Origin of the sequence: Halomonas sp. NCCP-2165 (assembly GCF_023708045.1) — a bacterium.
Lineage (GTDB): Bacteria > Pseudomonadota > Gammaproteobacteria > Pseudomonadales > Halomonadaceae > Bisbaumannia > Bisbaumannia pacifica.
Genome location: NZ_BRCY01000014.1, coordinates 62,503 through 88,585, shown reverse-complemented (window position 1 = coordinate 88,585; position 26,083 = coordinate 62,503). Strand labels below are relative to the sequence as shown.

The following is a 26,083-nucleotide window of genomic DNA, read 5'->3' as shown; positions in this document are numbered from 1 at the left end:
GGCTTCCCGAGCCCCCCTCGCCGCCCCTGCCCCGAGACTGCCCGCGCCCCTGGCGCTGGTCGGCGAGGCCGTCCCTCCGACCGCCAACGACGAGGTGTGGTAGATGCTCGCCGTCACCCGACTGAGCGGCGACCGCCGGGCGCTGGGGTCCGCTCATGGCGAGGCTCACGGCGCGACCATCCAGGCCGGGCTCGAGGCCTATGCGCGGCTCTTCCGCGACTTCGCCGGCCTGGGCTGGGGCCAGGCCCGCCGCGACGCCCTGGCCCTGCTGCCGGCCATCGAGGCGCACTTCCCGGCGATCCTCGACGAGGTGGACGGCATCGCCCGGGGCGCCGGCGTCGAGATGGAGGATATCCTGGTGCTCAACTGCCGCAGCGAGATCGCCCTGACCCACGCCGGCGACGGCTGCTCGGCCTTCTCGCTATGGCAAGGCGGCCAGCAGTGGCTGGCCCAGAACTGGGACTGGCGCGGCGACCTGGGCGCCGCCGTGGTCGCCCTGGAGATCCACGGCGAGGACGCCCCGGCGCTGCTCAGCCTCGGCGAGGCGGGCATGGTCGCCAAGATCGGCCTCAACGCCCACGGCCTCGGCGTCTGCCTCAATGCCATCCGCTCGCGGATCTGCGGCGAGGGCCTGCCGATCCACTTCGCCCTGCGCCGCTGGCTGGAGGAGCGCGACTTCGCTACCGCCCTGGCCCACCTGGAAGAGGCCAGGGTCGCCTCGCCGGCGCACTTCCTGGTGGCCGACGCCCGGGGCCACGCCCTGGGCCTGGAGGTCAACCCCGGCCCGGCGGGGCGCCTGACGCCCAGGGACGGCGTGGTGACCCACACCAACCACCTCTGCGATCCCGGCTTGCGCCAGCGCCTGAAGGACTTCCCGCGCCCCGACTCCGGCCCCCGCCTGGCACGCCTGGACGAGCGACTCTCGCCGCCCCCGGAGGCGGCGGACGGCGAGGCGCTATTCGAGATCCTCGGCGACCACCAGGGCTTTCCCCATGGCCTGTGCCGCCACCCCGACCCCCGGCAGCCGGCGGCGGAACGCATGGAGACCCTGTTCGGCGTGGTCATGAACCTGGGGCGCGGCGAGCTCTGGGTGCGCCTCGGCAAGCCCTGCCAGGCGACCAGCCAGCGCCTGTCCCTCGCCCCGGCTGGCTAGGCGCCGTCCGGTATCTCGTCAAGTGCCGCACAGCAGGCCACTGGCCTCGATCGCCGCCAGGCGCCCGCCGGCGATACCGGAGATCCTCGTCAGCTCGGCGCTGCCGCCCCAGGGACGACCGGCGACGATGGCCGCGGCCCGGGCCGCCCCCACATGGGGCAGCCTCGCCAGTTGCTCGGCATCGCTGGCATTGAGGTCGATGCACCCCGGCGCACCTGCTGCCGCCAGGTGCACGCCGCTCTCCCGGGGCCGCGCGACCAGCTCGCCGCCGTTCCAGGTCATATAGACCGGCAGGTGATCGGAGACCCGCGCCCGGGCCTCCCCATGGCTCAGCGGCAGCAGCTCGGTAAAGCGCAGGATTCCCGCCGTCTCGGGACCCGGATGCGCGGCGTCGTACCAGAGGTTGTCGTAGAGATTGGCGTACTCCCCCGGCGTGGTCCCCAGGGTGGTGCGCCCCCTGGTGATAGCCGGCAGCGCCCCCGCCTCGCGCAGCGGCGCCCAAGCCGGATGCGTGGGGGCCAGATTGAAGTCGCCCATCAGCAGCCGCGGCGTGCCCGGACTCACCTCGTCCAGCCAGCGCCAGTAGTCGGCCAGGGCCTCGATCTCCGGGAGGCGGTCGGCCACCCCGTCGCCATAGACCACATGCACCGTGGCCGCGGTAAAGACCTCCCGGGTGTCCCGGTCGCGGAAGCGCGCCGAATAGGGCTCGCGGCTGAAGCGATCGCCATGGTCGGTGAAGACCACGGCGCCATCGGCATAGGCCACCTCGCCGTCGCGCCACAGAAAGCCATAGTGCTCGCGATAGCTGCCATGCCCCAGGGCGTGGCTGGCCATCGATGACCAGGCCTCGCCGGAGAGCCCCTCGAGGCGAGCCTCCAGGCGCTCCAGGGCGGCGGGGTCCATCAGCTCCTGCACCGCCAGCAGGTCGAAATGGCTGGCCACGTGGGCCACCTCCGCCATCGCCTTGTCGTTGTTCCAGCCCAGGTGACGAATATTCCAGCTACCGATAATGACATCGGCCCCGGCCACCGTCGGCAGGCAAAAGGCCAGCCAAAAACCAAGACACCGCCGCATGTCTCCTCCGCGCAAAAAGCGCCTATGCTCGCGGTGACGGCAAGGAAAGGCAACTCGAATATAAGCGCCGAATGGCGACAGCGGCAGGAAAAAGGCCGGCGATTCACGCCGGCCGGCGGCCACTCAGGTCACGGCCAGCCACAGGGCGACCAGGGCCATGGCCGCCAGGAAGAGACAGAGCCCCAAGCGGCGATAGGGAATGACCGCCTCGCCGACCTGGGTACAGTGGGGATCATCGGGGCGATAGCGGACCCATAGCCGGCGCCCCTCGGCATACTCGGCCAGGGCGGCCTCGGCTTGCCGGCGGCTGGCGAAATCGGGCGCCCCGTCGAAGCGCCCCAGCGACGCCTCATAGGAGCGCTCCCCGACCCGGAAGCGGTAGCGGACCCGCAGCCGATAGCGTGGCTCAGGACCGTGGCGATCGCGCCGGGTGGCGTGCGCCTCGAGCTCCTCCACCGCGGCGCCGACCACCACCGCCTCGACCCGGGGCCAGCGCCGCACATCGCGCCGGCGCCAGACCGCGCGGCCACTGAACAGGGCCCCGAGGGCGGCGGCCAGGGCCACCAGCCAGGGCAACAGGGCACTCATCCCGCCAGGGCCTCCTCGACCAGGGAGCGCGCCTCCGCCGCCATGGGCAGCCCCAGGGCCAGCTCATGGGCCCGCGGCGACATCTTCTTCCAGGTCTTCTGCACGATGCGGATCAGGTGATCGTGCTCCACCTGGCGGGAGAAGTCGGCGAAGTAGTTTTCCAGGAACACCAGGCAGGCGCAGTCCTCCACAGCCTGAGTACCGGGGTCGCGGCCCAGGCCCTGCTTGCGGACCATCGCCGCCACTCGCTCGGCATCCTCCGGCGCATAGCCCGCCTCGCGCATCAACCGCGCCGTGGTCTCCCCCGCCCGCCGGCCCTGGTCGCGCCGCCAGCTCAGGTAACCCACCCGCCCCTCGGGATAATCGCCGCGAGGCACCTGCCAGCGCTGCAGATGCTGGGCCCGCACCGCCAGTTGCACCAACTCGTCGGGGGCCTCCACCAGGCGCGCCAACCAGGCGCTCATGCGCCGACCATGCCACAGCTCCAGGGGCAGCGACTCGCCCTCCACCTCGATACGCCGCGGATCCTCGGCATGCAGGGCATCGATGGCGGCCAGGCTCTTGTCGAAAGGGGACTCGGTGGACATAGGCAGGCTCCTCGGTAGGGATTTTCCTAAAGCCTAACAGGCTGGGAGACACAAAGGAGAACAGCCGGCGTTAGTTCACTGGCTGATTGTCATTCCACCTCGGCGGTGCCAGGGAGCGGGCTGTAGAGGATGCGTCATTTTTGTCTCAGATCGATGGGGTATCACGCCGCTCGCCATGGCACAGGGTTAAGCCTTAACGACTCGCCTCGGGGCATGGCCATGGGCATTAAAAATATGTTATATCATAACAATAAATGGAGTCTGACATGCTCGATCTCTTGCACGGGTGGCTGATCGCCCCTTTCGATTACGCCTTTATGCGCCGGGCCCTGGCGGCCTGCGTGGTACTGGCCCTGACCACGCCGGTGGTGGGAGTGCTGCTGACGCTGCGCGGCATGAGCCTGATGGGCGAGGCACTCTCCCACGCCATTCTGCCGGGGGTGGCCCTGGCCTTCGTGCTGGCGGGCTTCTCCCTACCCTTGATGATGCTGGGCGGCGTGGCGGCGGGGTTGGTCACGGTCTTGCTGGCGGGGGGCGTCTCCCTGGTGGCCGGCCTCCGGGAGGACGCCGCCATGGCCAGCCTCTTCCTGACGGCCATGGCCGCGGGGGTGATGGGCATCTCGCTGTCCGGCAATGCCCTGGACCTGGGGCATGTGCTGTTCGGCTCGATTCTCGGCGTGGATCGCCAGACGCTGTTGTTGGTGGCCGCGGCAGGCAGCCTGGTGCTGGCGGTGTTGGCCCTGACCTTCCGCATTTTGGTGGTGGAGTGCCTGGATCCCGGCTTCCTGACCCTGCAGGGGCGTCATGCCGGCTGGACCCAGGCGCTCTTCATGGGCCTGGTGGTGATCAGCCTGGTCATCGGCTTCCAGGCCCTGGGCACCCTGATGGCGACGGGCCTGATGTTGCTGCCGGCGGCCATGGCGCGCTTCTGGAGCCAGCGCCTGGAGGGCATGATCACCATCGCCACGACCTGGGCCCTGGTCTCGGGCCTGGTGGGGCTGCTGGCCTCCTATCACCTGGCCCTGCCGGCGGGCCCCAGCATCGTGCTGCTGGCCGGCGTCGGCTATGTCGTGTCGGTCCTGGTGGGGCCCAAGGGGGGCTGGCTCGCGCACCGACGGCGGTCGCGGCTACGCCGGGAGGTGACGCCATGAGGCCTTCGGGGGCTGGCATTCCGTGCAAAATCCTCGATACTGCCCGCTTTCGGGGCCAGGACCCGGTGCAAGTCGCAGGAAGTCGTGTCATCATCTCCGGCTTTCTTGTTATGTTATATCTACGCTTTTCGGTTGAGAGGGCCACCGCATGGCACACCGCTCACACCGGCACCGCCAGGAAGGGCCGTGCCATTTCTCATTGATGTCGCTCTCCGCCGGGCGCCGCCTGCTGCTGGCGGCCGCACCGCTGGCGGCGCTGTGGTTGACGGTCGCCTGGGCCGCGGGATGGTGGGGCTGATGGTTGGCGACGCTTCCAGCCGGCTACGGCTACACGACCTGAGCCTGGCCCAGGCCAAGCGCACCGTGCTCGAGGGGGTCACGGGGAGCTTCCGGGATGGCGCCATCACCGCCCTGATCGGCGCCAACGGCGCCGGCAAGAGCACCCTGATCCAGGGCATCATGGGCCTGCTGGCGCCCATCGCCGGGGGCGTGGAGTGCACGGTGCCCAAGGAGCATCGCGCCTGGCTGCCCCAGCAACTGGCCCTGGACCTGACCTTCCCGATGAGCGTCGAGGAGCTGGTGATGACCGGCAGTTGGCCCAGCCATGGGGCGCTCAAGGGCTACTGCAAGAACCATTACCGCAAGGGACGCGAGGTGATGAGCCGGCTGGGCATCTCGCACCTGGCTCACCGCCCCCTGGGCGAGCTCTCCGGCGGCCAGCGGCAGCGCGCCCTGATCGCTCGCACCCTGATGCAGGAGGCCGAGCTGCTGCTGCTCGACGAGCCCTTCGCCAACGTGGACGCCGAGACCGTCGGCGTGATCATGAAGGTGCTGCGCGAGATGGCCGATGCCGGCGCCACCATTATCGTGGTGCTCCACGACATGGAGCAGTTGTCGCGGCTGGCCGATGAGGTAGTGGTGCTGGGCGGCGGCCATGCCCGCTGGACCACGGTGGAGGAGGTCGCCGGCGGCCACGCCGATCGGGTCACGCCGCTCTCCCTGGGAATTCCGGGGGTGCAGGCATGCTAGAGCTCCTGCATGAGTGGCTGATCGCGCCCTTCGACTACGGCTTCATGAGGCGTGCCTTCGTGGCCGGCCTGGCGCTCTCCCTGGCCGCCCCGCCCCTGGGCGTCTTCCTGATGATGCGCGGCATGAGCCTGATCGGCGATGCCATGGCCCACGCCATCCTGCCGGGGGTCGCCCTGGGCTTCCTGCTGGCGGGCTTCTCGCTGCCGGTGATGAGCCTGGGCGGCATCCTCTCGGGGCTGCTGGTGGCGACCCTGGCGGGCAGCGTCTCGCAGTTGACCGGCCACCGGGAGGACTCGGCCATGGCCAGCTTCTTCCTGATCTCGCTGGCCGCCGGGGTGATGCTGGTCTCCCTGGGTGGCAGCAGCGTCGACCTCACCCATGTGCTGTTCGGCTCCATCCTGGCCGTCAACACCCAGGCCCTGGTGCTGATCACCGCCATCAGCAGCGTCATCGTGCTGACCCTGGCCTGGCTGTTCCGCGCCCTGGTGGTGGAGTGCCTGGACCCGCTGTTCCTGCGCGGCCAGGGCATGCGCAGCGGCCTGGTGCATGGCGTCTTCCTGGGCCTGTTGGTGCTCAACCTGACCGCCGGCTTCCAGACCCTGGGCACCCTGATGGCGGTGGGCCTGATGATGCTGCCGGCCACCACGGCACGCTTCTGGAGCAAGCGCCTGGAGGGGCTGATCGGCGTCGCCGTGGTCTGGGCCATGCTGGCCAGCAGCGGCGGCCTGCTGCTGTCGTACCACCTGAGCATCCCCTCGGGCCCGGCGATCATCCTGCTGGCCGGCAGCGGCTATGTGCTCTCCGCCCTGCTGGGCCGTCACCATAGCCTGCTGGCCAAGTACCGCCGGCGAGCCGCCCCCCTGGAAACCGGTGAGGCCGCCTAGGTCCATCCCCTAACGTGAAGATAAGGAAGCGAGATATGCGCAAGCCCCTTGCCCTTGGAATGCTGCTGGGTGCCGCCGGCACCCTGACCGCCGCGCCCCTCTACGCCGAGGACCGCCTCTCGGTGGTGGCCAGTTTCAGCATCCTGGCCGATATGGTGGAGAACATCGGCGGCGAGCACGTCGAGGTGCACGCCCTGGTGGGCCAGGACAGCGACGCCCATGTCTACTCGCCCAGTCCCCAGGATGCCCGCGCCATCGCCGAGGCCGACCTGGTGGTCTTCAACGGCCTGCGTTTCGAGGGCTGGATGGAGCGGCTGATCGACTCCAGCGACTATGCCGGCGCCCTGGTCACCACCACCGAGGGTATCGAGCGGCTCGGCTACCAGGGCCACGATGATCATGGGCACGCTGACCATAGCGATCATGGGCATAACAGCCACGACGATCATGCCCATGGCGACGATGATCCCCATGCCTGGCAGGACCTGGCCAGGGCCAGGGGCTATGTGGGCAATATCCTCGACGGCCTGATCGAGAGCGACCCGGCCAACGAGTCGGCCTACCGCGCCAATGCCGAGCGCTATATCAACGAGATCGAGGCCACCGACGCCGAGATCCGCGAGCTGCTGGGCGAGATCCCCGCCGCCAGCAGCGTGATCACCGGCCACGACTCCTTCGGCTACTTCGCCAACGCCTACGGGCTGCGCTTCCTGTCGCCGGTGGGCCTCTCCACCGAGGCCGAGCCCTCCGCCGCCGATATGGCCCGGTTGATCGATGTGATCCGCGCGCAGGACGTGCGCGCCCTCTTCCACGAGAACATGACCAGCCCGGCGGTGATCAACCAGCTCGCCGAGGAGACCGGCCTGCCCATCGCCGGTACCCTCTATGCCGACGCCCTCGCCGCGGAGGGCGAGGCCAGCACCTACCTGGGCATGATGCGCCATAACGCCGCGACCCTGCATGCCGCCCTGGCCGAGCCGGGGCATAACGATCACGGCCATGAAGACCATGACCATGACCATGACCATGACCATGACCATGACCATGACCATGACCATCATGAGGATCATGGCCATAGCCACTGATCGGCAACGCGTTTGGCTGGATTGGGCGCTGCTTCGGCAGCGCCTTTTTTGCACCCGACTCGCCAGACTGTTTACCAAAAAGAAACGGTCACGTTCTTTTTTCAGTGATTACCAACGAAAAGAAAGGCAGTAGACTGCCGGCATTCCCTGACACCTTCCAGGAGGAAACCGCCATGCAAGCCTATGCCACCACCCTGCTGCGTCTCTCCCTCGGCGTCATGACCCTGGCCCTGCTGGTACAGGCCGGCCTCGGCGGCGGCAAGGCGGTCCTCCACCCGCGCCTCGCCTAAGCGGCCCAGCCATACGAGCCACCCATACGACGGCGCCGCCCCTGGGGGCGGCGCCGCTGTTTGCGTTATCGGGAGGGAGAGACTCAGGCGCCCAGCTTGGCCAGGCGGGCCGCCTCCACCACCTCGATCCAGTAGCCATCCACGTCCTTGACGAAGACCACGTCCTTCATCTTGCCCTGGTCGGAGCGCTTGACGAACTCCACGCCGTTGGCGTCGAACCAGGCCTCGGCGGCATCCAGGTCCGGCACCGAGAAGCAGATATGCCCGAAGCCCTGGGGCTCGGCGTTGCCGTCGTGGTAGGCGAAGTCCTCCTGATCCTCGGTGCCCCAGTTATGGGTCAGCTCCAGCAGACCCTTCTGGGAGAAGGTCCAAACGGTGCGCTCGCCGGTGTCCTCCGGCACCGCGTCGTCCGCCTCGAGGCGCGCCAGGAAGTAGAGGGAGAACCGCAGCTCCTCGAAGTCGAGGCGGCGCAGGACCCGCATGCCGAAGACCCGGGAGTAGAAGGCCAGGGCCCGCTCCGGGTCCTTGACGCGGAGCATGGTGTGGTTGAGCCGGAAGCCGTCGGTCTCCGGGGTCGGCGCCTGGACGCCGGGATGCTGCTCGCCGCTAAAGCTCATGGGATTCCCCCCTGTGGTTTAATCGGGTGATTCTAAGACAGATGCGTTTGGCTAGACTGGATTTCAACCCCGCCAAGGAAGGACAGGCCATGCCCCTCGCCCCGCCACGCGCCTTCGCCCTGATAACCCTGCTGCTGTGTCTGACCCTGCTGAGCGGCTGTGCCGGCCGCGACCTGGCCCTGCATGACGCCGCCCCACCCGGCGAGGGCCTCTCCCTGGAGCGCGCCCTGATCCTCGCCAGCGCCCGCCAGGCCCTGGGCACCCCCTACCGCTTCGGCGGCACTACGCCCCGGGGGCTGGACTGTTCCGGCCTGGTACAACTCAGTTACCGCGCCGCCGGCATCCCGGTGCCGCGCACCGCCGACGACCAGTACCGCCGACTGCCCGCGGTCGACGAGGCACGACCCGGCGACCTGCTGTTCTTCGGCAACCGCCGCCAGGCCACCCATGTCGGCATCTATGTGGGTCGCGGCCAGATGATCCATGCCCCGGGCCGTGGTCGCACGGTCACCCAGGTGCCGCTGGAGATCGCCTACTGGCAGGAGCGCTTCCTGGGCGCCGCCGGCCCGGCGCCCTGAGGCGCCATTGCCGTGCCCAACCGTCACGCAACGGTCACGCGCGCTTAAACCGCCGTTAAGAGAGCGCCCCTAGGCTGGGGATCATGCCCCAACCGCCCAGGAGAGATGACCATGATGCCGCCGACCGCCGCCCTGCCGCTCCCGTCCCTGTACCGCATTGGCCTGCTGGTGATCGCCGGCCTGGGGTTACTGGCCCTGGGTAGCCTCGCGAGCGGCTGGCCGCCGGTGGAGATGCCGCTGGGACTGGTCAGCCTGGGGGCCGTCGCCGCCACCCTGCTGGGCCCCCGCCCCTGGCGAGAGGGCGAAACCCTGGAGGCCCTCGGCGACCTGAGCCTGGCGAGCCTGGTCGTCTTCGCCGGCTTTCACCTGCTGGCCTGAAGGCGGCGGGCCCGGGTCAGGAGCTCGGCCGGCGCTTGAGGCTGGTGCGGCGCTCATGGAAGGCGATCGCCAGGCCACTGCCGATGATCAGGGCCGAGCCGGCGAAGACCCAGGCGTCGGGAATCTCGCCCCAGATCCACCAGCCCAGCAGCACCGCCCAGAGCATGCCGGTGTAGTCGAAGGGCGCCGCCAGGGCCGCCGGCGCATGCCGAAAGGCCAGGGTGATGCAGGCCATGGCGCCGATCCCGAAGATCCCGGCACCGAGGAAGCCCAGCCAGTGCAGCGGGGCCGGCACCTGCCACACCCAGGGCAACAGGACCCCGGTGACCACCAGGGGCACCAGGGTCACGTAGAAGACCATGGCCCAGAGGTACTCGCGGACCCCGTATCGGCGCGCGGTGATCATCAGCATCGCATAGCAGAGGGCCGCCCCCACCACCACCAGGCCGCCGACCTGGAAGCCGGCCCCGCCGGGGCGCACCACCACCAGCACCCCGAGGAAGCCCACCAGGGCCGCCACCAGCGGCAGGCGCTCGACCCGCTCGCCCAGCAGGGGCACCGAGAGCAGGGTCACGAAGAGCGGCGCGGCGAAGGCGATGGCGGTGGTCTCGGCCAGGGGCAGCAGCGTCAGGCCGAAGACGAAGCAGAGCATGGTGCCGGTGGCGAAGAGGCCGCGCACCAGATGCACCCCGGGGCGCCGGGTCGTCAGCTTGCGCAGGCCACCGTAGAAGCGCGCGATCAGGGCGATCAGCGGCAGCGACACCAGGGTACGGAAGAAGATGATCTGCACCGGCGAGTGCACCTCACCCAACCACTTGGAGATGGCGTCCCCCACCGAGAGACAGAAGACCCCGGCACACATCCACAAGATGCCCTTCAAGGACGGTGACATCGCCACTCCCCCTTCCATGGTTGTTGAATAATTAACACATCGACTCTACCCGACTCTCGCCCGCGGGGCGATGCCTCCCTGGCCTCGAGCGGCGCCCGGCGAGCCGCGGCGGTTGCTGGCCCTGGCCCCGGAACGACCCTGTACAACATTGATATCCCAGGGCGAGACATCGTACAAAGCCTCGGAATGGCGCGGAAATCGCCTAGACAGGGCCATGCGGTATTCTACCCTTATTGTACAAGGCCAACCTTCCCCACGAGGTAGCAGATGAGCACCATCGACTTGACCGACTGCCGCAAGCTGACCTACAAGCAGCTTGGCCAGGCCCTACACCAGGGCTTTTCCCCCATCGTCGAGGTGGAGTCCCTGGATGGCATCTATACCGTGCATTTCCACCATGCCCAGGGGGTCGCCGACCTGGTAGACGAGCACGGCAAGGTGCGCACCTTTATGGGCACCGGCGAGATCCGCGACCTGCTCGGCGACCTGGGCCTGACCCATGGGGTGCTGACCTGCGCCGACCAGTGCGGCGACGAGATGATCGGGGTACCGGGCAAGCCGATCACGCCGGACGAGATGCTTACCTACGGCACCCGCATCGCCTTCCGTTAGGTTTTTTCAACGCTTCGAACAACAGCGCCCGCCGATCCGGCCGGATCGGCGGGCGCCGTGGGTCTGCGCGATACCTCAGGGAGTCGCGGCCACCACCAGGCACTCCAGGCCACGCTGCTGCAGGCGCTGACAGGCGCTATGGGCCTGATCCTGCTCGAAGTTCACCAGCCGGGCGCGGAACACGGTGCGCTCCCGAGTGGCCAGTTCGGTGATCGCCACCGGCGCCGGGCTGGCCAGGTAGTCGGCGGCGCGACTGGCCAGCTGCCGGGCCTGGTCGGGATCCCGGAAGGCCCCCACCTGCACCGCCCAGGCGCCACTGCCGGCGACCGCATCGGCGGGCGTCGACGCCGCGTCGCGGCGCATCAGGTCACGAATGGGGTCCCGGGGCGCCAGGCTGCCCTCGGCCAGGCCGCTATCCTCGGCATAGGTCGGCGAGGCCGGGGCAAAGGCCGCCACCAGCCGCTCGGTGGCCTCGGCGCGTGCGGTGTCGACCGCCGCGGTATCGACCGCCGCGGTATCGACCGCCGCGGTATCGACCGCCGCGGTATCGACCGCCGCGGTATCGACCGCCGTGGTGTCCATTACCGTCTCGCCGGCCACGGCGCTGGCCAGCATCACTCCGGGGGTCGCCCCGGGGCGTGGCACCAGGTCGGCGGAGACCGAGGCCAGCAGCGGCGGCACATTGGCGGAGACATCCGCGGCGGCCACCCAGTCACGCCCTGCCTGCAACGCCAGGCGCTGGAAGCCGTTGTCCAGCAGGGTGGTCATATGGGCATCCCGGGAGTGGGCGGTGAAGCCCCCCATCACCACCGCCAGCAGACGCCGATCGCCCCGCCGCGCCGAGGTGGCCACATTGAAGCCGGAGGCGCGGATAAAGCCGGTCTTGAGGCCATCGGCACCGTCGTAGTTGGAGAGCAGCCGGTTGTGGCCGTTGTGCTGGTTGCCGCGGAAGCTGAAGCGCGTGCGGCCGAAGTTGTCGTAATAGTGGGGGAAGTCCGCCATCAGGCGCACCGCCAGGTTGGCCATGTCCCGGGCCGTGGTGACCTGCAGGTCGTCGGGCAGCCCCGAGGCGTTGCGGAAGCGGGTATCCAGCATGCCCAGTTCCCGGGCCTTGGCGGTCATCATCCCCGCGAAGGCCGCCTCGCTGCCGCCCAGGGCCTCGGCCACCACCACCGCCACGTCGTTGGCGGAGCGGATGATCAGCGCCGGGATGGCGTCGCGCACCGGGATGCTGTCGCCGGCCGCGAGCCATAGCTTGGAGGCCGGCATGGCCGCCGCCTGGCGGGAGACCGGCAGGGGCTGATCGAGGGCGAGGCGCCCCTCGTCCAGGGCCTCGAAGAGCAGATAGAGGGTCATCATCTTGGTCAACGAGGCCGGATAACGCGGCGCCTCGGCATTGGCCGCATGCAGCACCTCGCCGCTGGTGGCATCCACCACGATGGCGGCATAGCGCGGATTGGCCTGCACGGACGTCGTGGCCAGGGCCAGGCCGACGAGGAGCAGCAAGGGCACCAGCCAGCGTCCCGCTGCGCCGTTATGAATGGGCTTCATGGTTAGGTTCCCCCGCATAAGACTGCCTTGGTTGGAACGCCGACGCCCCCGCTGCCGGGGCACGACCCGTTCCTTGCGACTCTTTTCTCCTTACCTGGAAGTATGCCGACGCCAACGCCGCTGTCCACCGCCGGCCGGTGATTCCGTTTACACCCTCGACTCACCCTGTCGAGGCCCGACAGCGCCCGACTATCGACGGGATTGGCGAATTTAACTCAACAAATAAGAATCATTCTCTTATGATAAGGACATTCATGATCGAGGAGAGCCGCCATGGCCAAGATCAAGACCCTCACCTTCGCCATTATCCACTTCGGGGTGGCCTTCAGCGTCACCTTCCTGCTCACCGGCAGCTGGGTGCTGGGCGGACTGATCGCCATGATCGAGCCGGCAGTCAATACCCTGGCCTACTTCTTCCATGAAAAGGCCTGGGAGGCCTTCCACAGGCGCCGCCCCCGGGCTCCGCTATCGCCCTGATCCCGCTTCCCAGGCGCCCCTCGGCATGGTCGCCCGGCACGCGATTGGGTAGGCTAACGACCTTCCCTTCCCCGCGGAGCGTCTCCATGCCCACCCTGCCCCGTTCCTTGCCGCTGCTTGGCGCCCTGCTGCTGACCACCCCGGCGCCGGCCACCATGTTCAATGCCGACCGCGTCGAGCCCAGCGGCCACTGGCACTCCCTGCGCCTGAGCCTGGGCGAGGCGCAGCGCTTCCGCGCCACCAATACCCTGGATCAGCCCGGCACCGCCTTCTCGGTGGACTTCGCCCCGCCCCACTGCCGGCCCCTGGCGGAGCTGCGGGTCGAGATGCACGAGTTCGTGGCCGAGCCGGAGATCCGCCAGGGTGCGGCCGAGCTGCGCATCGACGACCAGGCGTCCTTCGCCGCCCCCGCGGAGCTGCGCCGCGAGCCCGGCGACAGCGGCGCCTATGCCCTCTTCGGCCTCGACGAACCCTATCGCCTGCTGCATGAGCTGCGCACTGGCGAGATGCTACGCCTGCGCCTCGGCGATGACGACGAGCCCTGGGAGCTGGACTTCGCCCTGGACGGCGCCGGCCCCGCCCTGGATCGCGCCGCCCGCCTCTGCCGGCGGGCCACCGACGACAATACCTAAACGCCGAGCCGCCCCAGCCCCAGCCAGATCAGACGCAGCGCCAGCAGCGTCAGCACCCACCTGAAGAGGCTGTCGAAGCGCCGATCGGAGAGGTGGCGCAGCAGCCGCAGGCCCAGCCAGGTGCCCGCCAGGCCGGCGACGATCATCGCCGCCATCAGCGCCAGCCACTCATGGAAGACGAAACCGGCGGCCCCGAAGATAAAGGCCTTGGTCAGGTGCTGGAAGCTCATGCAGGCGGCGAAGGTGGCCACCCGCGGCAGGCGCTCGTTGAAGTGCTGCTTGATCACCGCCCCCACCAGGGGACCGGATGCCCCCACCAGGCTGGAAAGGAAGGTGGTCAGGGCCCCGGCCAGCAGGGTCCCGCCGCGTCCCAGCCAGCCCCGGGGCCAGCCCGGCCCCCAGCAGGAGTAGAGCACGAAGGCGGCGATGCACAGCTCCAGCATCCCCGGCGGCAGGCGCACCAGCAGCCAGGCGGCCACCAGGGCCCCCAGCACCACCCCGGGCAGGAAGGCGGCCAGCAGGCCGCGGTCGATATGCCGCCAGGTCATGACCGCCCGGCCGCCGTTGGAGCCCAGCTGCACCATGCCGTGGACCGGGATCAGCGCCGTGGCCGGCATCACCTGGGCCATCACCATGATCAGCAGGGTGCCGCCGCCGATGCCCACCGCCGCCGAGAGCCCCGAGGTCAAGGCCGCCAGCAGCACCAGGCCCAGGTTGATCGCCGCCGATAGCGGCGACAACAGCTCCAGCATCCCTTCCATGATCCTCTCCTCGATGGCCTCGGGCGAACTCGCCCGGTGATTCGCGTCCTATTCACCCCTCTCCGGCGACTCGGGTCAACTTCGCGGCGCAAGTTGCCAAACGGCCGGGGCCTGGGCGGACGACACTGGACGCGAATTCCACCACCCCGAGGGAGCGACCATGAATCGCAACGTCATCCTCACCTGCGCCATCACCGGCGCCGGCGACACCGCCGCCAAGAGTCCCCATGTGCCGGTGACCCCCAAGCAGATCGCCGACAGCTGCATCGAGGCCGCCCGCGCCGGCGCCAGCGTCGCCCATATCCACGTGCGCGATCCGGAGACCGGCGGCATCAGCCACTCCGTGGAGCACTTCCGCGAGGTGATGGAGCGGGTCCGCGAGGCGGACACGGATATCGTCATGAACATCACCGCCGGCGGCGGCGGCGACTGGATCCCCGACGCCGAGGACCCCACCCGCGGCGGCCCGGGCACCGATATCCAGACCCCGGCCGAGCGCCATGCGCCGGTGGCCGAGCTGCTGCCGGAGCTCTGCACCCTGGACTGCGGCAGCCTCAACTTCGGCGACATGGTCTATGTGAACACCGCCGACTGGCTGCGCGAGCACGCCCGCCTGGTGCAGGCCGCCGGGGTCAAGCCGGAGCTCGAGTGCTTCGACCTGGGCCATGTGTGGTTCGCCCGCCAGCTGCAGCAGGAGGGCCTGCTCGACGGCGATCCCCTCTATCAGCTCTGCCTGGGCATCCCCTGGGGCGCCGAGGCCGATACCGAGACCATGCTGGCCATGCGCAACAAGCTGCCGGAAAACGCCAACTGGGCCGCCTTCGGCATCGGTCGCCACCAGATGCCGATGGTCGCCCAGGCGGTGCTGCTGGGCGGTCATGCCCGGGTCGGCCTGGAGGATAACCTCTACCTGGAGAAAGGCGTCCTGGCCACCAACGGCCAACTGGTCGAGAAAGCCGGCACCCTCATCGAGAACCTCGGCGGTCGCGTCATGACCCCCGCCGAGACCCGCGCCCACCTCAAGCTGCGCGACCCACGCACCGGGAAGATCGTGGAGCAAGCCGTCGGAGGTGACGCATGAGCCGCCAACTGAGCGTGATCGGCACCGGCGTCATCGGCAACGGCTGGATCGCCCGGGCCCTGGCCCGGGGCTGGGACGTGGTGGCCTTCGACCCGGCCCCGGAGGCCCCGGCGCGCACCCGCGCCTTCGTCGACAACGCCTGGCCGTCCCTCGAGCGCCTGGGCCTGGCGGAAGGCGCCAGCCCCGCACGGCTCACCTTCGTCGACAACCTCGAGGCCGCCGTGGCCGGCGCCGACCTGATCCAGGAGAACGTCCCGGAGCGTCTGGCACTCAAGCGCGAGATCCTCGCCGCCCTGGACGCCGCCGCCGAGGCGGAGGTGATCATCGGCTCGTCCACCTCCGGCTTTAAGCCCAGCGACCTGCAGCAGGACTGTGCCAAGGCCCCGGGGCGGGTGATCGTCGCCCACCCCTTCAACCCGGTCTACCTGCTGCCGCTGGTCGAGCTGGTGGGAGGCGAGGCCACCGCCGCCGAGCAGACCGCAAGCGCCCAGGTCCTCTACCGGGAACTGGCCATGCGTCCGCTGGTGGTGCGCCGCGAGATCGAGGGCCATATCGCCGACCGCCTGATGGAGGCGCTATGGCGCGAGGCGCTGCACCTGGTCAACGACGGCGTGGCCACCACCGAGGAGGTGGACGCCGCGGTGGTCTACGGCTGCGGCCTGCGCTGGTCGCTGATGGGCACCTTCCTGACCTTCCACCTGGCCGGCGGCGAGCCGGGCATGCGGCATATGCTGGAGCAGTTCGGCCCGGCACTGAAGCTGCCCTGGACCAAGCTCGAGGCCCCCGAGCTCACCGATGAGCTGATCGACAAGGTGGTCGAGGGCTGCGAATACCAGGCCGCCGGCCGTCCGGTCAGCGAACTCGACCGTCGCCGCGACGACTTCCTGGTTGAACTGCTCGACCTGGTGCAGAAATACTGGCCGGAAGCGGAAGGCCTGGAGGGGCGCATCTGATGGTGATCCTGGAGACCCGGGTGGCCCCGGCGTGGGTCGACTACAACGGCCATATGAACGACGCCGAATACGCCAGGGTCTTCTCCCTGGCGGTGGAGGCGCTGATGGACCGGATCGGCCTGGATGCCGAAGGGCGCAGCCGTCACGGCTATACGATCTACACCCTGGAGACCCACCTCTGCTACCGCCGCGAGGCCCACCAGGACCAGCCGCTGGCGGTGGCGGTGACCCTGCTGGATCGTGACGCCAAGCGGCTGCATGCCTTCTTCGAGCTGTTCGACGAGGAACGCAACCTGCTGGCCACCAGCGAGCAGATGCTGATGGGCATGAACCAGCAGAGCGGCCGCCCCGACGCCTTCCCGGCGCCGGTCGCCGAGGCGCTGGCCGAGCTGCCCCACGCCGAGGCCGGCACCTGGCCGGAACTCGCCGGGCGCACCATCGGCATTCGGCGCTAGCCCCTCGCGCTCCTGCTGCATCCGCAGCGGGGGCGCGTTACCCTGCCCAGCATGCCACTCCACTATGCCGGCCCCGAGCCGGAACCCATCGGCATCCTGCTGCTGCCGCGCTTCGCCATGGTGGCGCTCTTCTCCGCCATCGAACCGCTGCGGATCGCCAACCGCATGGCGGGCCAAAAACTCTGTTGGATCAGGCTCGTACTGAACTATATCGCTCAGCACTCGATCCCGCTGACCGCGAGGCCGCCCTTCGAGGTCTCCTTATACTTCTCCTGCATGTCGGCTCCAGTGTCACGCATGGTGCGGATCACCTTGTCCAGCGAGATAAAGTGCTGGCCGTCTCCACGCAGGGCCATCTGGGCAGCGTTGATCGCCTTCACCGAGGCGATGGCATTACGCTCGATGCAGGGCACCTGGACGAGGCCACCCACCGGGTCGCAGGTCAGCCCCAGATTGTGCTCCAGGCCGATCTCGGCGGCGTTCTCCACCTGATCTATGGTGCCGCCCATCACCTCGGTAAGGCCGGCGGCGGCCATGGCGCAGGCGGAGCCCACTTCGCCCTGGCAGCCCACCTCGGCGCCGGAGATGGAAGCGTTCTTCTTGCACAGGATACCCACGGCGCTGGCGGTCAGCAGGAAGTCCACCACGTCACGCTCGGAAGCGCCCATGCGGAAGTGCATGTAGTAGTGGAGCACCGACGGAATGATACCCGCCGCTCCGTTGGTGGGAGCGGTGACCATGCGCCCGCCGGCTGCGTTCTCCTCGTTGACCGCCAAGGCGTAGAGGTTGACCCAGTCCATGGCCGTCATAGTGGTGGCAATTAGCGAGTCATCATCGCTGCTATCCAACAGTCGCTGGTGCAGCGAGCGGGCACGACGGCGGACATTGAGCCCACCCGGCAGCACACCCTCGGCCTCGAGCCCCTTCTCCATGCAGGCCTTCATGGCCTGCCAGATCTCGCACAGCCCGGCGCGAGTCTCGCCCTCGCTGCGCCACACTTTCTCGTTCTCGAGCATCAGCTCGCTGATGCGCAGGCCACTCTCGCGACACATGCGCAGCATCTCGTCACCGGTCTGGAAGTCATAGGGAATCTCGGTGTGGTCAGTGTCCAGCACCCCCTCGGCGGCCTGGGCCTCGTCGATCACGAAGCCGCCACCCACCGAGTAGTAGGTGTTGCAGTAGAGTTCGCCGGTGCCGCCGTGGGCCATCAGCCGCATGGCGTTGGGGTGGCGCGGCAGGCTCTCCTCGAGCAGGCGCATGTCGCGCTCCCAGTCGAAGGCGACGGCGTGACGATCGGCCAGACGCAGCGTGCCCAACGCCTTGAGCTCATCGATGCGCGGCGCGATGACGTCGGGGTCGATGCGCTCGGGACGCTCGCCCATCAGCCCCATGATCACCGCATGGTCGGTGCCATGGCCGATGCCGGTGGCGGAGAGCGAGCCATAGAGCTCGACCCCGAGGCGCGTGACCTGTTCGGTCAGCTCCCTGGCCTCGAGCTCGGCGACGAAGTTGCAGGCGGCCTGCATCGGGCCCACGGTGTGGGAACTGGAGGGCCCGATGCCGACCTTGAACAGATCGAAGACGCTGATTGGCATGATGCGATGACCTTTTTATTGGATGGATCGACAGGCGCCTAACGGCGCCGTTCGCCGACGTGCCTATCGATCGAAGACCACGGTGCGGCTGGCATGCAGGAAGACGCGGCGCTCCACGTGCAGTGCCACGGCGCGGGCCAGGGTGAGGCACTCGACGTCGCGCCCCTTGGCCACCAGGTCCTCCGGGTAGTCGGCGTGGCTCACCGGCTCCACGCCCTGGGTGATGATCGGGCCCTCGTCCAGGTCGTCGTTGATGTAGTGGGCGGTGGCACCGACCAGCTTGACGCCCTTCTCGTAGGCCTGGTGGTAGGGCCGTGCGCCCTTGAAGCCGGGCAGCAGTGAGTGGTGGATGTTGATGCCGCGGCCGCTGAGCTTCTCGCACATCTCGCTGGAGAGCACCTGCATGTAGCGCGCCAGTATCACCAGCTCGGCGCCGCTCTCCTCCACCACCTGCCATACCTGGGCCTCCTGCTGGGGCTTGGTCTCGGGCGTGATCGGGAAGTGGTGATAAGGGATGCCGTGCCACTCCGCCAGGTCGGCCAGGTCCGGATGGTTGGAGACGATGGCGCATATCTCGATGGGCAGCTGGCCGATGCGGTAGCGATACAGCAGATCGTTGAGGCAGTGATCGGCCTTGGAGACCATGATCACCACCGGCATTCGCGTGCCAGGGGCGGTGAGCTCAAAGGTCATCTCGAACTCGGCGGCACGCGCGGCGAACTCGGCCTGGAAGGCCGCGACGTCGAAACCTGCCTCCTCGGGACGAAACTCCGTGCGGATAAAGAAGCGCCCGCTCAGGCGATCGTCGAAGGAGTGCTGCTCGGTGATGTAGCAGCGGCTCTCCTTGAGGAAGCGGGTGACCACGTCCACAGTACCCAGGCGACTCGGGCACTGGGCAGCCAGGATCCAGCGATTGTTGTTGTCCTGCATGATTGTCTCTCCCGAAAGGGACCGGCGGATGCCGGCCCTCTCTCTTCTGTCAGGCGACAGTCGTCACCCTTCCACGCCGATGGCGTACTCGGCGCCGGCGTCCAGGATCCAGCGATAGAGGTAGTCGGCGAAGCTGCGGCGTACCACCAGCTCCCAACGGTCCTCGGTGGGCCGGCGCAGGATCACCGTGGCCTTGGCGAAGACGGTGGTGACCCCCTTGCCCACCGGGAAGCGGCTGGGATGGACGTCGTAGACCACCGACTTCATCAGCAGCTCCCGGGCGGCCTCGCCTTCGATCTCGACCAGGGTCTGGCTGCCGCTGACGTCGACGATGGCGAAGTGGGCGTCACCCAGCGCCTGGCGCAGGCGATTCTCCAGCTCGAACTCCTCGCCGCCGGGGACGATCAGGAGCCACTCGTCCGGGGACAGCCACTGGACACTACGCTCGCCCTCGGCGTCGACCGCCAGGCCCTGGGGCTCGCCGGGAAGCGAGATGCCGAGCACCTGGCGGACCGCCTCGTCGAGCACGATGGCGCCGCCGCGCAGGATCAGGTGACCGAGCAGCGGCCGCTCGCGCAGCACCGCCCGGCTCTTGGCGGTGGGGGCCGGCGCCCCCGAACGCCGGTAGGAATAGGCCAGCGGCGACTCGGCCGGCACCGCCGCCTGGGGATGGGTATCGAAGGTCCGGACCTTCTGGGCAACCGAATTAGACATGCTGGCGCTCCCCCTTGGGATCGTAGAAGACATTGCTGACGATCTCGGCCTCGTGGACCTGGCCGTCGGCCATCGGTAGGTACACCGTCTGCCCCATCCGCTCGTGGCCGCCCTTGACCACGGCCAGGGCGATGCCGTGGCCGAGGATGGCGCTGTAGTAGCTGGAGGTCACATGCCCCACCATGGGCATGGGGATGGCGTGCTTGGGATCGAAGACGATCTGCGCGCCCTCCTCCAGCACCACCTTGGGGTCCTTGGGCTTGAGGCCCACCAGCTGCTTGCGATCCTTGCGGGCGGTATCCGGCCGTGACAGGGCGCGCAGGCCGATCCAGGGGAACGGCTTGTCGTAGCCGATCGCCCAGTGCATGCCCAGGTCTTCCGGCGTCACCGAGCCGTCGGTGTCCTGGCCGGCGATGATCAGGCCCTTCTCGGCGCGCAGCACGTGCATGGTCTCGGTGCCGTAGGGCGTGAGGTCGTACTTCTTGCCGTGCTCGAACAGCGTCTTCCAAGCGTGCAGGGCGTAGTTGGCCTGGACGTTGATCTCGTAGGCCAGCTCGCCGGTGAAGGAGATGCGGAACACCCGTGCAGGGACGTCGGCGACCTTGCCTTCACGCCAGTCCATGAACTTGAAGCTTTCTTTGTCCAGATCGATGTCGGTGACCTCGGACAGCAGCTTGCGCGCGTCCGGCCCGGTGACGGTCATGGTCGCCCACTGGTCGGTGACCGAGGTGAAGTAGACCTCGAGCTCCGGCCATTCGGTCTGGTGCCACAATTCCAGCCACTCCATCACCCCGGCCGCGCCGCCGGTGGTGGTGGTCATCAGGAAGTGGTTCTCGCCCAGGCAGCTGGTGGTGCCGTCGTCCATCAGCATGCCGTCGTCCTTGCACATCAGGCCGTAGCGGACGCGTCCCGGGGCCAGCTTGGCCCACTTGTTGGTGTAGACCCGGCCCAGGAACTCGCGGGCATCCGGCCCCTGGATGTCGATCTTGCCGAGCGTCGAGGCGTCGAGGATGCCCACGCCCTGACGCACCGCCAGGCACTCGCGGGCGACCGCCTCGTCCATGCTCTCGGTCTTGCCGTTGACCTTGCGCGGGAAGTACCAGGGACGCTTCCACTGGCCCACGTCCTCGAACTCGGCGCCGTTTTCCACGTGCCACTGGTGCAGGGCGGTGTAGCGCTCGGGGTCGAACAGCTCGCGGCAGTGACGGCCGACGATGGCGCCGAAGGTCACCGGGGTGTAGTTGGGACGGAATACCGTGGTGCCGACCTCGGGGATCGACTTGTTCTCGCAGCGCGCGGCGATGGCCATGCCGTTGATGTTGCCGAGCTTGCCCTGATCGGTGCCGAAGCCCATGGCGGTGTAGCGCTTGACGTGCTCGATGGACTCGAAGCCCTCGCGGGTGGCCAGCTCGATGCCCGCCGCGGTGACGTCGTTCTGCAGGTCGACGAACTGCTTGGGGGCCCGCAGGGCGGGCTTCTCGTGGGGCACCTGGTAAAGGGCGCAGGCCGCGCCGTCGCGACGCGCGGCGACCTGGGGCAGGCGCACCTCGGCCGCCTCGAAACCGACTTCCTGGGTGGCCCGGGCGCCGGCATTGATGCCATCGGCCAGTACCTCGGCGGTGGCGTAGACCCCCTGGGCGCCGCCGGCGGCGAAGACGCCCTTCACTAGGGTGGGCACGAAGCCGAGAATGTCGTCGCGCCAGGTGGGCCGGCCGCCGGTGTGCGAAGCCAGGTGGATGACCGGGCTGTAGCCGCCGGAGCTGGCGATGGTGTCGCAGGCGAGGGTCTCGGCCTCGCCGACCACCCGGAAGCCCTCGGCATCGATCTTCGCCACCCGGGCGGCGCTGACCCGCTTGTCGCCCTTGGCCTCGATCACCGCACTGCCGGTGATGATGCGGATGCCCTTGGCGCGGGCCTGCTCGACCAGCTCGCCGTCCGGGTTGGGCCGTGCGTCGGCGATGGCCACCACCTCGCGGCCGCTCTCCTGCCAGTCCAGGGCGGCGCGATAGGCGTGATCGTTGCTGGTGGAGAGCACCAGCCGGTTGCCCGGCACCACTCCGTAGCGGCGGATGTAGATGGACACGGCGCCGGCCAGCAGGTTGCCCGGCACATCGTTGTTGCCGTAGACCAGCGGCCGCTCGTGGGCGCCGGTGGCCAGCACCACCCGACCGGCGCGCACCCGGTGCATGCGCGCGCGTACCTGACGACGGCCGTCCTTGAGCGGGGCGGTGTCGGCCAGGTGCTCGGTGCGCCGCTCGTGCAGGGTCACGAAGTTGTGGTCGTGATAGCCGTTGGCGGTGGTGCGCGGCAGCAGGGTCACGTTGTCCAGGCCGGCCAGCGTCTGGAGCGCCTCGGCCACCCAGGCATCGGCGGGCCGGTCGTCGAGGGTCTCGCGGGAATCGAGCAGCGAGCCGCCCATTTCCTCCTGCTCGTCGGCCAGGATGACCCGGGCGCCGCCCTTGGCGGCGGCCAGCGCCGCGGCCAGGCCGGCCGGGCCGGCACCGATCACCAGCACGTCGCAGTGCTGGTTGAGGTGGTCGTAGCTGTCCGGATCGTTCTCCATCGGGCTGCGACCCAGGCCGGCGCTCTTGCGGATGTATTTCTCGTAGGTCATCCACATCGAGGCCGGGGCCATGAAGGTCTTGTAGTAGAAGCCCGGCGGCATGAACTGGCCGCCCAGCTTGCCGATCACGCTCATCAGGTCGCGCTGGACGTTGGGCCAGCCGTTGGTGCTGCGCGCCTCGAGGCCGTCGTACAGGGCCTGCTGGGTGGCGCGCACGTTGGGCACCTGGGCGGCCTCGGTCTTGCCGAGCTGGACCACCGCATTGGGCTCCTCGGCGCCGGCGGCGACGATGCCGCGGGGCCGCGAATACTTGAAGCTGCGGTTGACGATGTCGACGCCGTTGGCCAGCAGCGCCGAGGCCAGGGTATCCCCGGCATGGCCCTGATAGGCCTTGCCGTTGAAGGTGAAGCTCAGCTTGCGGGAACGGTCGATGCGCCCGCCCTCGCGAAGACGGTTGATCTGGCTCATGCGCGGACTCCTTCACGAAGCGATGCCTGATCGGCACCGTCCTGGGCGGGTCGGCCGTCGGGAGATTCGGCGGTGATCGACGGCTGCTCGCCCATCTTGTAGGTCTCGAGGATCTCGTAGGTCACGGTGTTGCGGGTGACGTTGAAGAACTTGCGGCAGCCCACGGCATGCACCCACAGCTCGTGGTGGATGCCGCGGGGGTTGTCGCGGAAGAACAGATAGTCGCCCCACTCTTCGTCGCTGCACGCCGCCGGATCCTCGGGTCTGGCGATATGCGCCTGGCCCTTGGGGTGGAATTCCTCTTCCTCGCGGTGTTCGCCGCAGTAGGGGCAATGGATATAGAACATGTCGGCTCTCCTCTGCGGTGGATCAGTGCGCCACGCCGGCGGCACCGTGCTCGTCGACCAACGCGCCGGTGTGGAAGCGATCGATGGAGAACGGCGCGGCCAGCGGGTGCATCTCGCCCTTGGCCAGGCTGGCGGCGAACACATGGGCCGAGCCCGGGGTCGCCTTGAAGCCGCCGGTGCCCCAGCCGCAGTTGAAGTACAGGCCCTTCACCTGGGTCTTGGAAAGGATCGGGCAGGCGTCGGGACAGGTGTCGACGATGCCGCCCCACTGGCGGTTCATGCGCACCCGCGAGAAGATCGGGAACATCTCGACGATGGCCTGCAGGGTGTGCTCCACGGTGGAGTAGCTGCCGCGCTGACCGTAGCCGTTGTAGCCGTCGATGCCGGCGCCGATGACCAGGTCGCCCTTGTCGGACTGGCTGATGTAGCCGTGCACGTGGTTGGACATCACCACGGTGTCGAGCACCGGCTTGAGCGGCTCGGAGACCAGCGCCTGGAGCGGATGCGACTCCAGCGGCAGCTTGATCCCGGCCATCCTGGCCAGCACCCCGGAGTTGCCGGCGGCCACGCAGCCGATGGTCTTGGCTTCGATGTCGCCGCGGTTGGTGTGCACCCCGTAGACCTGGCCGTCGCGGATCTTGAAGCCGGTGACCTCGGTCTGCTGGAGGATGTCGACGCCGTAGGCATCGGCAGCGCGGGCGAAGCCCCAGGCCACGGCATCGTGGCGGGCCACGCCGGCCCGCGGCTGCCAGGAGGCGCCGAGGATCGGGTAGCGGGCGTTCTTGGAGGTGTCGATGACCGGCACCAGCTCCTTGATCTGGTCCGGGTAGATCACCTCGCTGTCGATGCCGTTCAGGCGGTTGGCGTTGACCCGGCGCTGGATGTCGCGCATGTCCTGCAGGGTATGCCCCAGGTTCATCACCCCGCGCTGGGAGAACATGACGTTGTAGTTGAGGTCCTGGGACAGGCCCTCCCACAGCTTCATGGAGTGCTCGTAGAGGGCCGCCGCCTCGTCCCACAGGTAGTTGGAGCGCACGATCGTCGTGTTGCGCGCGGTGTTGCCGCCGCCCAGCCAGCCCTTCTCGATCACGGCGACGTTCTTGATGCCGTGCTCCTTGGCCAGGTAGTAGGCGGTGGCCAGGCCGTGGCCGCCGCCGCCAACGATGATAATGTCGTAGGCCTTCTTGGGCGTGGGGTTGCGCCACTGGCGCTGCCAGTTCTCGTGGTGGCTCAGCGCGTGCTTGACCAGCCCGAAGCCTGAATAACGTTGCATCTCGTCTCTCCTCGACCAGCCCCGGCGCGCGGGGCCGCTTCAATAGGGGTTCAGGCAGTGGTGGTTTCGCGTGCCGGGGCGGCACTGGAGTCGGTGACGTAGACCGGGTGGCGCTCGCAGAGCGCGGCGACCTTTTCGCGCACCTCAGCCTCCACGGCATCGCTGTTGCGCTGCTCGGCCAGCACATCGAGGATGTCGCAGATCCAGCCAGCCAGGTCGGTGCACTCGCCCTCGTCGAAGCCGCGGGTGGTCACCGCCGGGGTGCCGATACGCAGGCCGGAGGTGACGAAGGGGCTCTGGGGGTCGTTGGGCACCGCATTCTTGTTGACGGTGATATGGGCACGGCCCAGGGCCGCATCGGCGTCCTTGCCGGTCACGCCCTGCTTAATCAGCGAGACCAGGAAGAGGTGGTCGTCGGTGCCGCCGGAGACCACGTCATAGCCGCGCTCGATAAACACCCCGGCCATGGCCCGGGCGTTGTCGATCACCCGCTGCTGGTACTGGACGAACGCCTGGCTCATGGCCTCCTTGAAGGCCACCGCCTTGGCGGCGATCACATGCATCAAGGGGCCGCCCTGCTGGCCCGGGAAGACCGCGCCGTTGAGCTTCTTGTAGAGCGCCTCATCGCCGCAGGCGGAGAGGATCAGGCCGCCGCGGGGGCCACGCAGGGTCTTGTGGGTGGTGGTGGTGACCACATGGGCATGGGGGATCGGGCTCGGGTAGTGCCCCGCGGCGATCAGGCCGGCCACGTGAGCCATGTCGACCATGAACCAGGCGCCCACCTCGTCGGCGATGGCACGGAAGCGGCGCCAGTCGACGACGCGGGCGTAGGCGGAGAAGCCGGCGATAATCAACTTGGGCTTGTGGCTGCGCGCCAGCCGCTCGACCTCCTCGTAGTCGATCTCGCCGGTCTCCGGGTTCAGGCCGTACTGCACCGCGTGGTAGTGCTTGCCGGAGAAGTTCGGTGCCGCCCCGTGAGTCAGGTGGCCGCCGTGGGCCAGGCTCATGCCCAGCACGGTGTCGCCCGGCTTGACCAGGGCCATGAAGGCCGCGGCGTTGGCCTGGGCGCCGGAGTGGGGCTGGACGTTGGCGTAGTCGGCGCCGAACAGGTCACAGGCGCGGTCGATGGCCAGCTGCTCGACCACGTCGACGTGCTCGCAGCCGCCGTAGTATCGCTTGTCCGGGTAGCCCTCGGCGTACTTGTTGGTCAGTTGGGTGCCTTGAGCCTCCATCACCGCACGACTGGCGTAATTCTCGGAAGCGATCAGCTCGACGTGAGCCTCCTGGCGCACCACCTCATCAGCGATGGCGGCAGCGACCTGGGAATCGAAGGCGGAAAGCGTAGCGTGGTTCATGGAGGACTCC

At 68.6% G+C, this 26,083-nt stretch carries 28 protein-coding genes; 14 read left to right on the top strand and 14 right to left on the bottom strand.

The genetic code is table 11. The features are described 5' to 3' along the window. The first annotated feature begins 103 nt into the window (after nucleotides 1-103). Entirely contained in the window at nucleotides 104-1,153 is a 1,050-nt protein-coding gene (locus NFU04_RS09445; protein WP_251309203.1) for a C45 family autoproteolytic acyltransferase/hydolase, read from the top strand. 18 nt (nucleotides 1,154-1,171) lie between these two features. Here the strand turns inward: NFU04_RS09445 and NFU04_RS09440 are convergent, their stop codons facing one another. The 3 genes from NFU04_RS09440 to NFU04_RS09430 all read right to left on the bottom strand — a co-directional run bounded on the left by NFU04_RS09440 (nucleotide 1,172) and on the right by NFU04_RS09430 (nucleotide 3,402). Further along, entirely contained in the window at nucleotides 1,172-2,227 is a 1,056-nt protein-coding gene (locus NFU04_RS09440) for an endonuclease/exonuclease/phosphatase family protein (protein WP_251309202.1), read from the bottom strand. A gap of 123 nt (nucleotides 2,228-2,350) precedes the next feature. Further along, the gene (locus NFU04_RS09435) at nucleotides 2,351-2,815 is read right to left on the bottom strand and encodes a DUF3592 domain-containing protein (protein ID WP_251309201.1); all 465 of its coding nucleotides are present in this window, start codon (nucleotides 2,813-2,815) and stop codon (nucleotides 2,351-2,353) included. Then, nucleotides 2,812-3,402 (bottom strand): DUF4202 domain-containing protein, encoded by a 591-nt coding sequence (locus NFU04_RS09430; RefSeq protein ID WP_251309200.1) that lies wholly within the window; start codon nucleotides 3,400-3,402, stop codon nucleotides 2,812-2,814. Before NFU04_RS09430 ends, NFU04_RS09435 begins: the two co-directional genes overlap by 4 nt. Nucleotides 3,403-3,668: 266 nt before the next feature. Here NFU04_RS09430 and NFU04_RS09425 point away from each other — a divergent pair, with 266 nt between their 5' ends. From NFU04_RS09425 to NFU04_RS09405, 5 genes are all read left to right on the top strand, one after another. After that, nucleotides 3,669-4,553 carry a metal ABC transporter permease gene (locus tag NFU04_RS09425; RefSeq protein WP_251309199.1) on the top strand — a complete coding sequence of 295 codons (885 nt, stop codon included), beginning with the start codon at nucleotides 3,669-3,671 and terminating at the stop codon, nucleotides 4,551-4,553. A gap of 148 nt (nucleotides 4,554-4,701) precedes the next feature. After that, nucleotides 4,702-4,851 carry a hypothetical protein gene (locus NFU04_RS09420; RefSeq protein ID WP_186809968.1) on the top strand — a complete coding sequence of 50 codons (150 nt, stop codon included), beginning with the start codon at nucleotides 4,702-4,704 and terminating at the stop codon, nucleotides 4,849-4,851. Then, nucleotides 4,851-5,582, top strand: a complete 732-nt coding sequence (locus NFU04_RS09415; protein WP_251309198.1) for a metal ABC transporter ATP-binding protein — start codon at nucleotides 4,851-4,853, stop codon at nucleotides 5,580-5,582. The genes NFU04_RS09420 and NFU04_RS09415 overlap by 1 nt, the downstream gene beginning before the upstream one ends. Next, a complete protein-coding gene (locus NFU04_RS09410; RefSeq protein WP_251309197.1) occupies nucleotides 5,576-6,466 on the top strand; it encodes a metal ABC transporter permease in 891 nt (296 codons plus the stop codon). The genes NFU04_RS09415 and NFU04_RS09410 overlap by 7 nt, the downstream gene beginning before the upstream one ends. A gap of 35 nt (nucleotides 6,467-6,501) precedes the next feature. Further along, nucleotides 6,502-7,551: a TroA family protein gene (locus NFU04_RS09405; RefSeq protein WP_459382078.1), complete on the top strand. Its 1,050-nt coding sequence runs from the start codon at nucleotides 6,502-6,504 to the stop codon at nucleotides 7,549-7,551. A gap of 373 nt (nucleotides 7,552-7,924) precedes the next feature. Here NFU04_RS09405 and gloA read toward each other — a convergent pair whose 3' ends face one another. Next, nucleotides 7,925-8,458 carry a lactoylglutathione lyase gene (gene gloA / locus NFU04_RS09400; RefSeq protein ID WP_251309196.1) on the bottom strand — a complete coding sequence of 178 codons (534 nt, stop codon included), beginning with the start codon at nucleotides 8,456-8,458 and terminating at the stop codon, nucleotides 7,925-7,927. Nucleotides 8,459-8,547: 89 nt separating this feature from the next. Here gloA and NFU04_RS09395 point away from each other — a divergent pair, with 89 nt between their 5' ends. Continuing rightward, a complete protein-coding gene (locus NFU04_RS09395; protein WP_251309195.1) occupies nucleotides 8,548-9,036 on the top strand; it encodes a C40 family peptidase in 489 nt (162 codons plus the stop codon). A gap of 111 nt (nucleotides 9,037-9,147) precedes the next feature. Continuing rightward, nucleotides 9,148-9,414 carry a hypothetical protein gene (locus tag NFU04_RS09390; RefSeq protein ID WP_251309194.1) on the top strand — a complete coding sequence of 89 codons (267 nt, stop codon included), beginning with the start codon at nucleotides 9,148-9,150 and terminating at the stop codon, nucleotides 9,412-9,414. A gap of 16 nt (nucleotides 9,415-9,430) precedes the next feature. Here NFU04_RS09390 and NFU04_RS09385 read toward each other — a convergent pair whose 3' ends face one another. Then, nucleotides 9,431-10,306: a DMT family transporter gene (locus NFU04_RS09385; RefSeq protein WP_251309193.1), complete on the bottom strand. Its 876-nt coding sequence runs from the start codon at nucleotides 10,304-10,306 to the stop codon at nucleotides 9,431-9,433. A 267-nt stretch (nucleotides 10,307-10,573) separates the two neighbouring features. On the opposite strand from NFU04_RS09385, the gene NFU04_RS09380 reads away from it, so the two are divergent. Further along, nucleotides 10,574-10,918 (top strand): DUF6482 family protein, encoded by a 345-nt coding sequence (locus NFU04_RS09380; RefSeq protein ID WP_251309192.1) that lies wholly within the window; start codon nucleotides 10,574-10,576, stop codon nucleotides 10,916-10,918. Between the two features lie 75 nt (nucleotides 10,919-10,993). On the opposite strand, the gene NFU04_RS09375 is transcribed toward NFU04_RS09380, so the two are convergent. Then, nucleotides 10,994-12,469 (bottom strand): serine hydrolase, encoded by a 1,476-nt coding sequence (locus NFU04_RS09375; protein ID WP_251309191.1) that lies wholly within the window; start codon nucleotides 12,467-12,469, stop codon nucleotides 10,994-10,996. A 273-nt stretch (nucleotides 12,470-12,742) separates the two neighbouring features. Between NFU04_RS09375 and NFU04_RS09370 the strand changes: the two genes are divergently transcribed. Together NFU04_RS09370 and NFU04_RS09365 are read left to right on the top strand one after the other, a co-directional pair. Next, nucleotides 12,743-12,946, top strand: coding sequence for a DUF2061 domain-containing protein (locus NFU04_RS09370; RefSeq protein WP_251309190.1), 204 nt, complete (start codon nucleotides 12,743-12,745; stop codon nucleotides 12,944-12,946). Nucleotides 12,947-13,032: 86 nt separating this feature from the next. Continuing rightward, nucleotides 13,033-13,578, top strand: a complete 546-nt coding sequence (locus tag NFU04_RS09365; RefSeq protein ID WP_251309189.1) for a hypothetical protein — start codon at nucleotides 13,033-13,035, stop codon at nucleotides 13,576-13,578. Here NFU04_RS09365 and NFU04_RS09360 read toward each other — a convergent pair. Then, nucleotides 13,575-14,339: a sulfite exporter TauE/SafE family protein gene (locus NFU04_RS09360; protein WP_251309188.1), complete on the bottom strand. Its 765-nt coding sequence runs from the start codon at nucleotides 14,337-14,339 to the stop codon at nucleotides 13,575-13,577. The genes NFU04_RS09365 and NFU04_RS09360 overlap by 4 nt on opposite strands. Nucleotides 14,340-14,499: 160 nt before the next feature. On the opposite strand from NFU04_RS09360, the gene NFU04_RS09355 reads away from it, so the two are divergent. From NFU04_RS09355 to NFU04_RS09345, 3 genes are read left to right on the top strand one after another with little or no spacing between them, the layout of a single operon-like run. Continuing rightward, complete coding sequence (locus NFU04_RS09355; protein ID WP_251309187.1) at nucleotides 14,500-15,420, top strand: beta-keto acid cleavage family enzyme; 921 nt, start codon at nucleotides 14,500-14,502, stop codon at nucleotides 15,418-15,420. After that, nucleotides 15,417-16,373 (top strand): L-carnitine dehydrogenase, encoded by a 957-nt coding sequence (locus NFU04_RS09350; protein ID WP_251309186.1) that lies wholly within the window; start codon nucleotides 15,417-15,419, stop codon nucleotides 16,371-16,373. Before NFU04_RS09355 ends, NFU04_RS09350 begins: the two co-directional genes overlap by 4 nt. Continuing rightward, nucleotides 16,373-16,828 carry a thioesterase family protein gene (locus NFU04_RS09345; RefSeq protein WP_251309185.1) on the top strand — a complete coding sequence of 152 codons (456 nt, stop codon included), beginning with the start codon at nucleotides 16,373-16,375 and terminating at the stop codon, nucleotides 16,826-16,828. Before NFU04_RS09350 ends, NFU04_RS09345 begins: the two co-directional genes overlap by 1 nt. A 215-nt stretch (nucleotides 16,829-17,043) precedes the next feature. Here the strand turns inward: NFU04_RS09345 and NFU04_RS09335 are convergent, their stop codons facing one another. The 7 genes from NFU04_RS09335 to glyA form a co-directional block, all read right to left on the bottom strand. Beyond that, complete coding sequence (locus NFU04_RS09335; RefSeq protein ID WP_251309184.1) at nucleotides 17,044-18,423, bottom strand: L-serine ammonia-lyase; 1,380 nt, start codon at nucleotides 18,421-18,423, stop codon at nucleotides 17,044-17,046. A gap of 63 nt (nucleotides 18,424-18,486) precedes the next feature. Next, nucleotides 18,487-19,353 carry a formyltetrahydrofolate deformylase gene (purU, locus tag NFU04_RS09330; RefSeq protein WP_251309183.1) on the bottom strand — a complete coding sequence of 289 codons (867 nt, stop codon included), beginning with the start codon at nucleotides 19,351-19,353 and terminating at the stop codon, nucleotides 18,487-18,489. A gap of 63 nt (nucleotides 19,354-19,416) precedes the next feature. Further along, nucleotides 19,417-20,067 carry a sarcosine oxidase subunit gamma gene (locus NFU04_RS09325; RefSeq protein WP_251309182.1) on the bottom strand — a complete coding sequence of 217 codons (651 nt, stop codon included), beginning with the start codon at nucleotides 20,065-20,067 and terminating at the stop codon, nucleotides 19,417-19,419. Then, entirely contained in the window at nucleotides 20,060-23,098 is a 3,039-nt protein-coding gene (locus NFU04_RS09320; RefSeq protein ID WP_251309181.1) for a sarcosine oxidase subunit alpha, read from the bottom strand. Before NFU04_RS09320 ends, NFU04_RS09325 begins: the two co-directional genes overlap by 8 nt. Continuing rightward, nucleotides 23,095-23,445, bottom strand: a complete 351-nt coding sequence (locus NFU04_RS09315) for a sarcosine oxidase subunit delta (protein ID WP_251309180.1) — start codon at nucleotides 23,443-23,445, stop codon at nucleotides 23,095-23,097. The genes NFU04_RS09320 and NFU04_RS09315 overlap by 4 nt, the downstream gene beginning before the upstream one ends. 22 nt (nucleotides 23,446-23,467) lie before the next feature. Then, nucleotides 23,468-24,718 carry a sarcosine oxidase subunit beta family protein gene (locus tag NFU04_RS09310; RefSeq protein WP_251309179.1) on the bottom strand — a complete coding sequence of 417 codons (1,251 nt, stop codon included), beginning with the start codon at nucleotides 24,716-24,718 and terminating at the stop codon, nucleotides 23,468-23,470. Nucleotides 24,719-24,768: 50 nt separating this feature from the next. Then, nucleotides 24,769-26,073 carry a serine hydroxymethyltransferase gene (gene glyA, locus NFU04_RS09305; RefSeq protein ID WP_251309178.1) on the bottom strand — a complete coding sequence of 435 codons (1,305 nt, stop codon included), beginning with the start codon at nucleotides 26,071-26,073 and terminating at the stop codon, nucleotides 24,769-24,771. Nucleotides 26,074-26,083: the final 10 nt, after the last annotated feature.

Bases quoted from the DNA above. Each gene is read 5' to 3' on its own strand.
- NFU04_RS09325 (WP_251309182.1), bottom strand. From the start codon at position 20,067: ATGTCTAATTCGGTTGCCCAGAAGGTCCGGACCTTCGATACCCATCCC.
- NFU04_RS09430 (WP_251309200.1), bottom strand. From the start codon at position 3,402: ATGTCCACCGAGTCCCCTTTCGACAAGAGCCTGGCCGCCATCGATGCC.
- NFU04_RS09365 (WP_251309189.1), top strand. From the start codon at position 13,033: ATGCCCACCCTGCCCCGTTCCTTGCCGCTGCTTGGCGCCCTGCTGCTG.
- NFU04_RS09335 (WP_251309184.1), bottom strand. From the start codon at position 18,423: ATGCCAATCAGCGTCTTCGATCTGTTCAAGGTCGGCATCGGGCCCTCC.
- purU (WP_251309183.1), bottom strand. From the start codon at position 19,353: ATGCAGGACAACAACAATCGCTGGATCCTGGCTGCCCAGTGCCCGAGT.
- NFU04_RS09375 (WP_251309191.1), bottom strand. From the start codon at position 12,469: ATGAAGCCCATTCATAACGGCGCAGCGGGACGCTGGCTGGTGCCCTTG.
- NFU04_RS09345 (WP_251309185.1), top strand. From the start codon at position 16,373: ATGGTGATCCTGGAGACCCGGGTGGCCCCGGCGTGGGTCGACTACAAC.
- NFU04_RS09405 (WP_459382078.1), top strand. From the start codon at position 6,502: ATGCGCAAGCCCCTTGCCCTTGGAATGCTGCTGGGTGCCGCCGGCACC.
- NFU04_RS09435 (WP_251309201.1), bottom strand. From the start codon at position 2,815: ATGAGTGCCCTGTTGCCCTGGCTGGTGGCCCTGGCCGCCGCCCTCGGG.
- NFU04_RS09385 (WP_251309193.1), bottom strand. From the start codon at position 10,306: ATGTCACCGTCCTTGAAGGGCATCTTGTGGATGTGTGCCGGGGTCTTC.
- NFU04_RS09420 (WP_186809968.1), top strand. From the start codon at position 4,702: ATGGCACACCGCTCACACCGGCACCGCCAGGAAGGGCCGTGCCATTTC.
- NFU04_RS09415 (WP_251309198.1), top strand. From the start codon at position 4,851: ATGGTTGGCGACGCTTCCAGCCGGCTACGGCTACACGACCTGAGCCTG.
- NFU04_RS09425 (WP_251309199.1), top strand. From the start codon at position 3,669: ATGCTCGATCTCTTGCACGGGTGGCTGATCGCCCCTTTCGATTACGCC.
- NFU04_RS09440 (WP_251309202.1), bottom strand. From the start codon at position 2,227: ATGCGGCGGTGTCTTGGTTTTTGGCTGGCCTTTTGCCTGCCGACGGTG.
- NFU04_RS09370 (WP_251309190.1), top strand. From the start codon at position 12,743: ATGGCCAAGATCAAGACCCTCACCTTCGCCATTATCCACTTCGGGGTG.
- NFU04_RS09380 (WP_251309192.1), top strand. From the start codon at position 10,574: ATGAGCACCATCGACTTGACCGACTGCCGCAAGCTGACCTACAAGCAG.
- NFU04_RS09445 (WP_251309203.1), top strand. From the start codon at position 104: ATGCTCGCCGTCACCCGACTGAGCGGCGACCGCCGGGCGCTGGGGTCC.
- NFU04_RS09390 (WP_251309194.1), top strand. From the start codon at position 9,148: ATGATGCCGCCGACCGCCGCCCTGCCGCTCCCGTCCCTGTACCGCATT.
- glyA (WP_251309178.1), bottom strand. From the start codon at position 26,073: ATGAACCACGCTACGCTTTCCGCCTTCGATTCCCAGGTCGCTGCCGCC.
- NFU04_RS09360 (WP_251309188.1), bottom strand. From the start codon at position 14,339: ATGGAAGGGATGCTGGAGCTGTTGTCGCCGCTATCGGCGGCGATCAAC.
- NFU04_RS09310 (WP_251309179.1), bottom strand. From the start codon at position 24,718: ATGCAACGTTATTCAGGCTTCGGGCTGGTCAAGCACGCGCTGAGCCAC.
- NFU04_RS09315 (WP_251309180.1), bottom strand. From the start codon at position 23,445: ATGTTCTATATCCATTGCCCCTACTGCGGCGAACACCGCGAGGAAGAG.
- NFU04_RS09355 (WP_251309187.1), top strand. From the start codon at position 14,500: ATGAATCGCAACGTCATCCTCACCTGCGCCATCACCGGCGCCGGCGAC.
- NFU04_RS09320 (WP_251309181.1), bottom strand. From the start codon at position 23,098: ATGAGCCAGATCAACCGTCTTCGCGAGGGCGGGCGCATCGACCGTTCC.
- gloA (WP_251309196.1), bottom strand. From the start codon at position 8,458: ATGAGCTTTAGCGGCGAGCAGCATCCCGGCGTCCAGGCGCCGACCCCG.
- NFU04_RS09350 (WP_251309186.1), top strand. From the start codon at position 15,417: ATGAGCCGCCAACTGAGCGTGATCGGCACCGGCGTCATCGGCAACGGC.
- NFU04_RS09395 (WP_251309195.1), top strand. From the start codon at position 8,548: ATGCCCCTCGCCCCGCCACGCGCCTTCGCCCTGATAACCCTGCTGCTG.
- NFU04_RS09410 (WP_251309197.1), top strand. From the start codon at position 5,576: ATGCTAGAGCTCCTGCATGAGTGGCTGATCGCGCCCTTCGACTACGGC.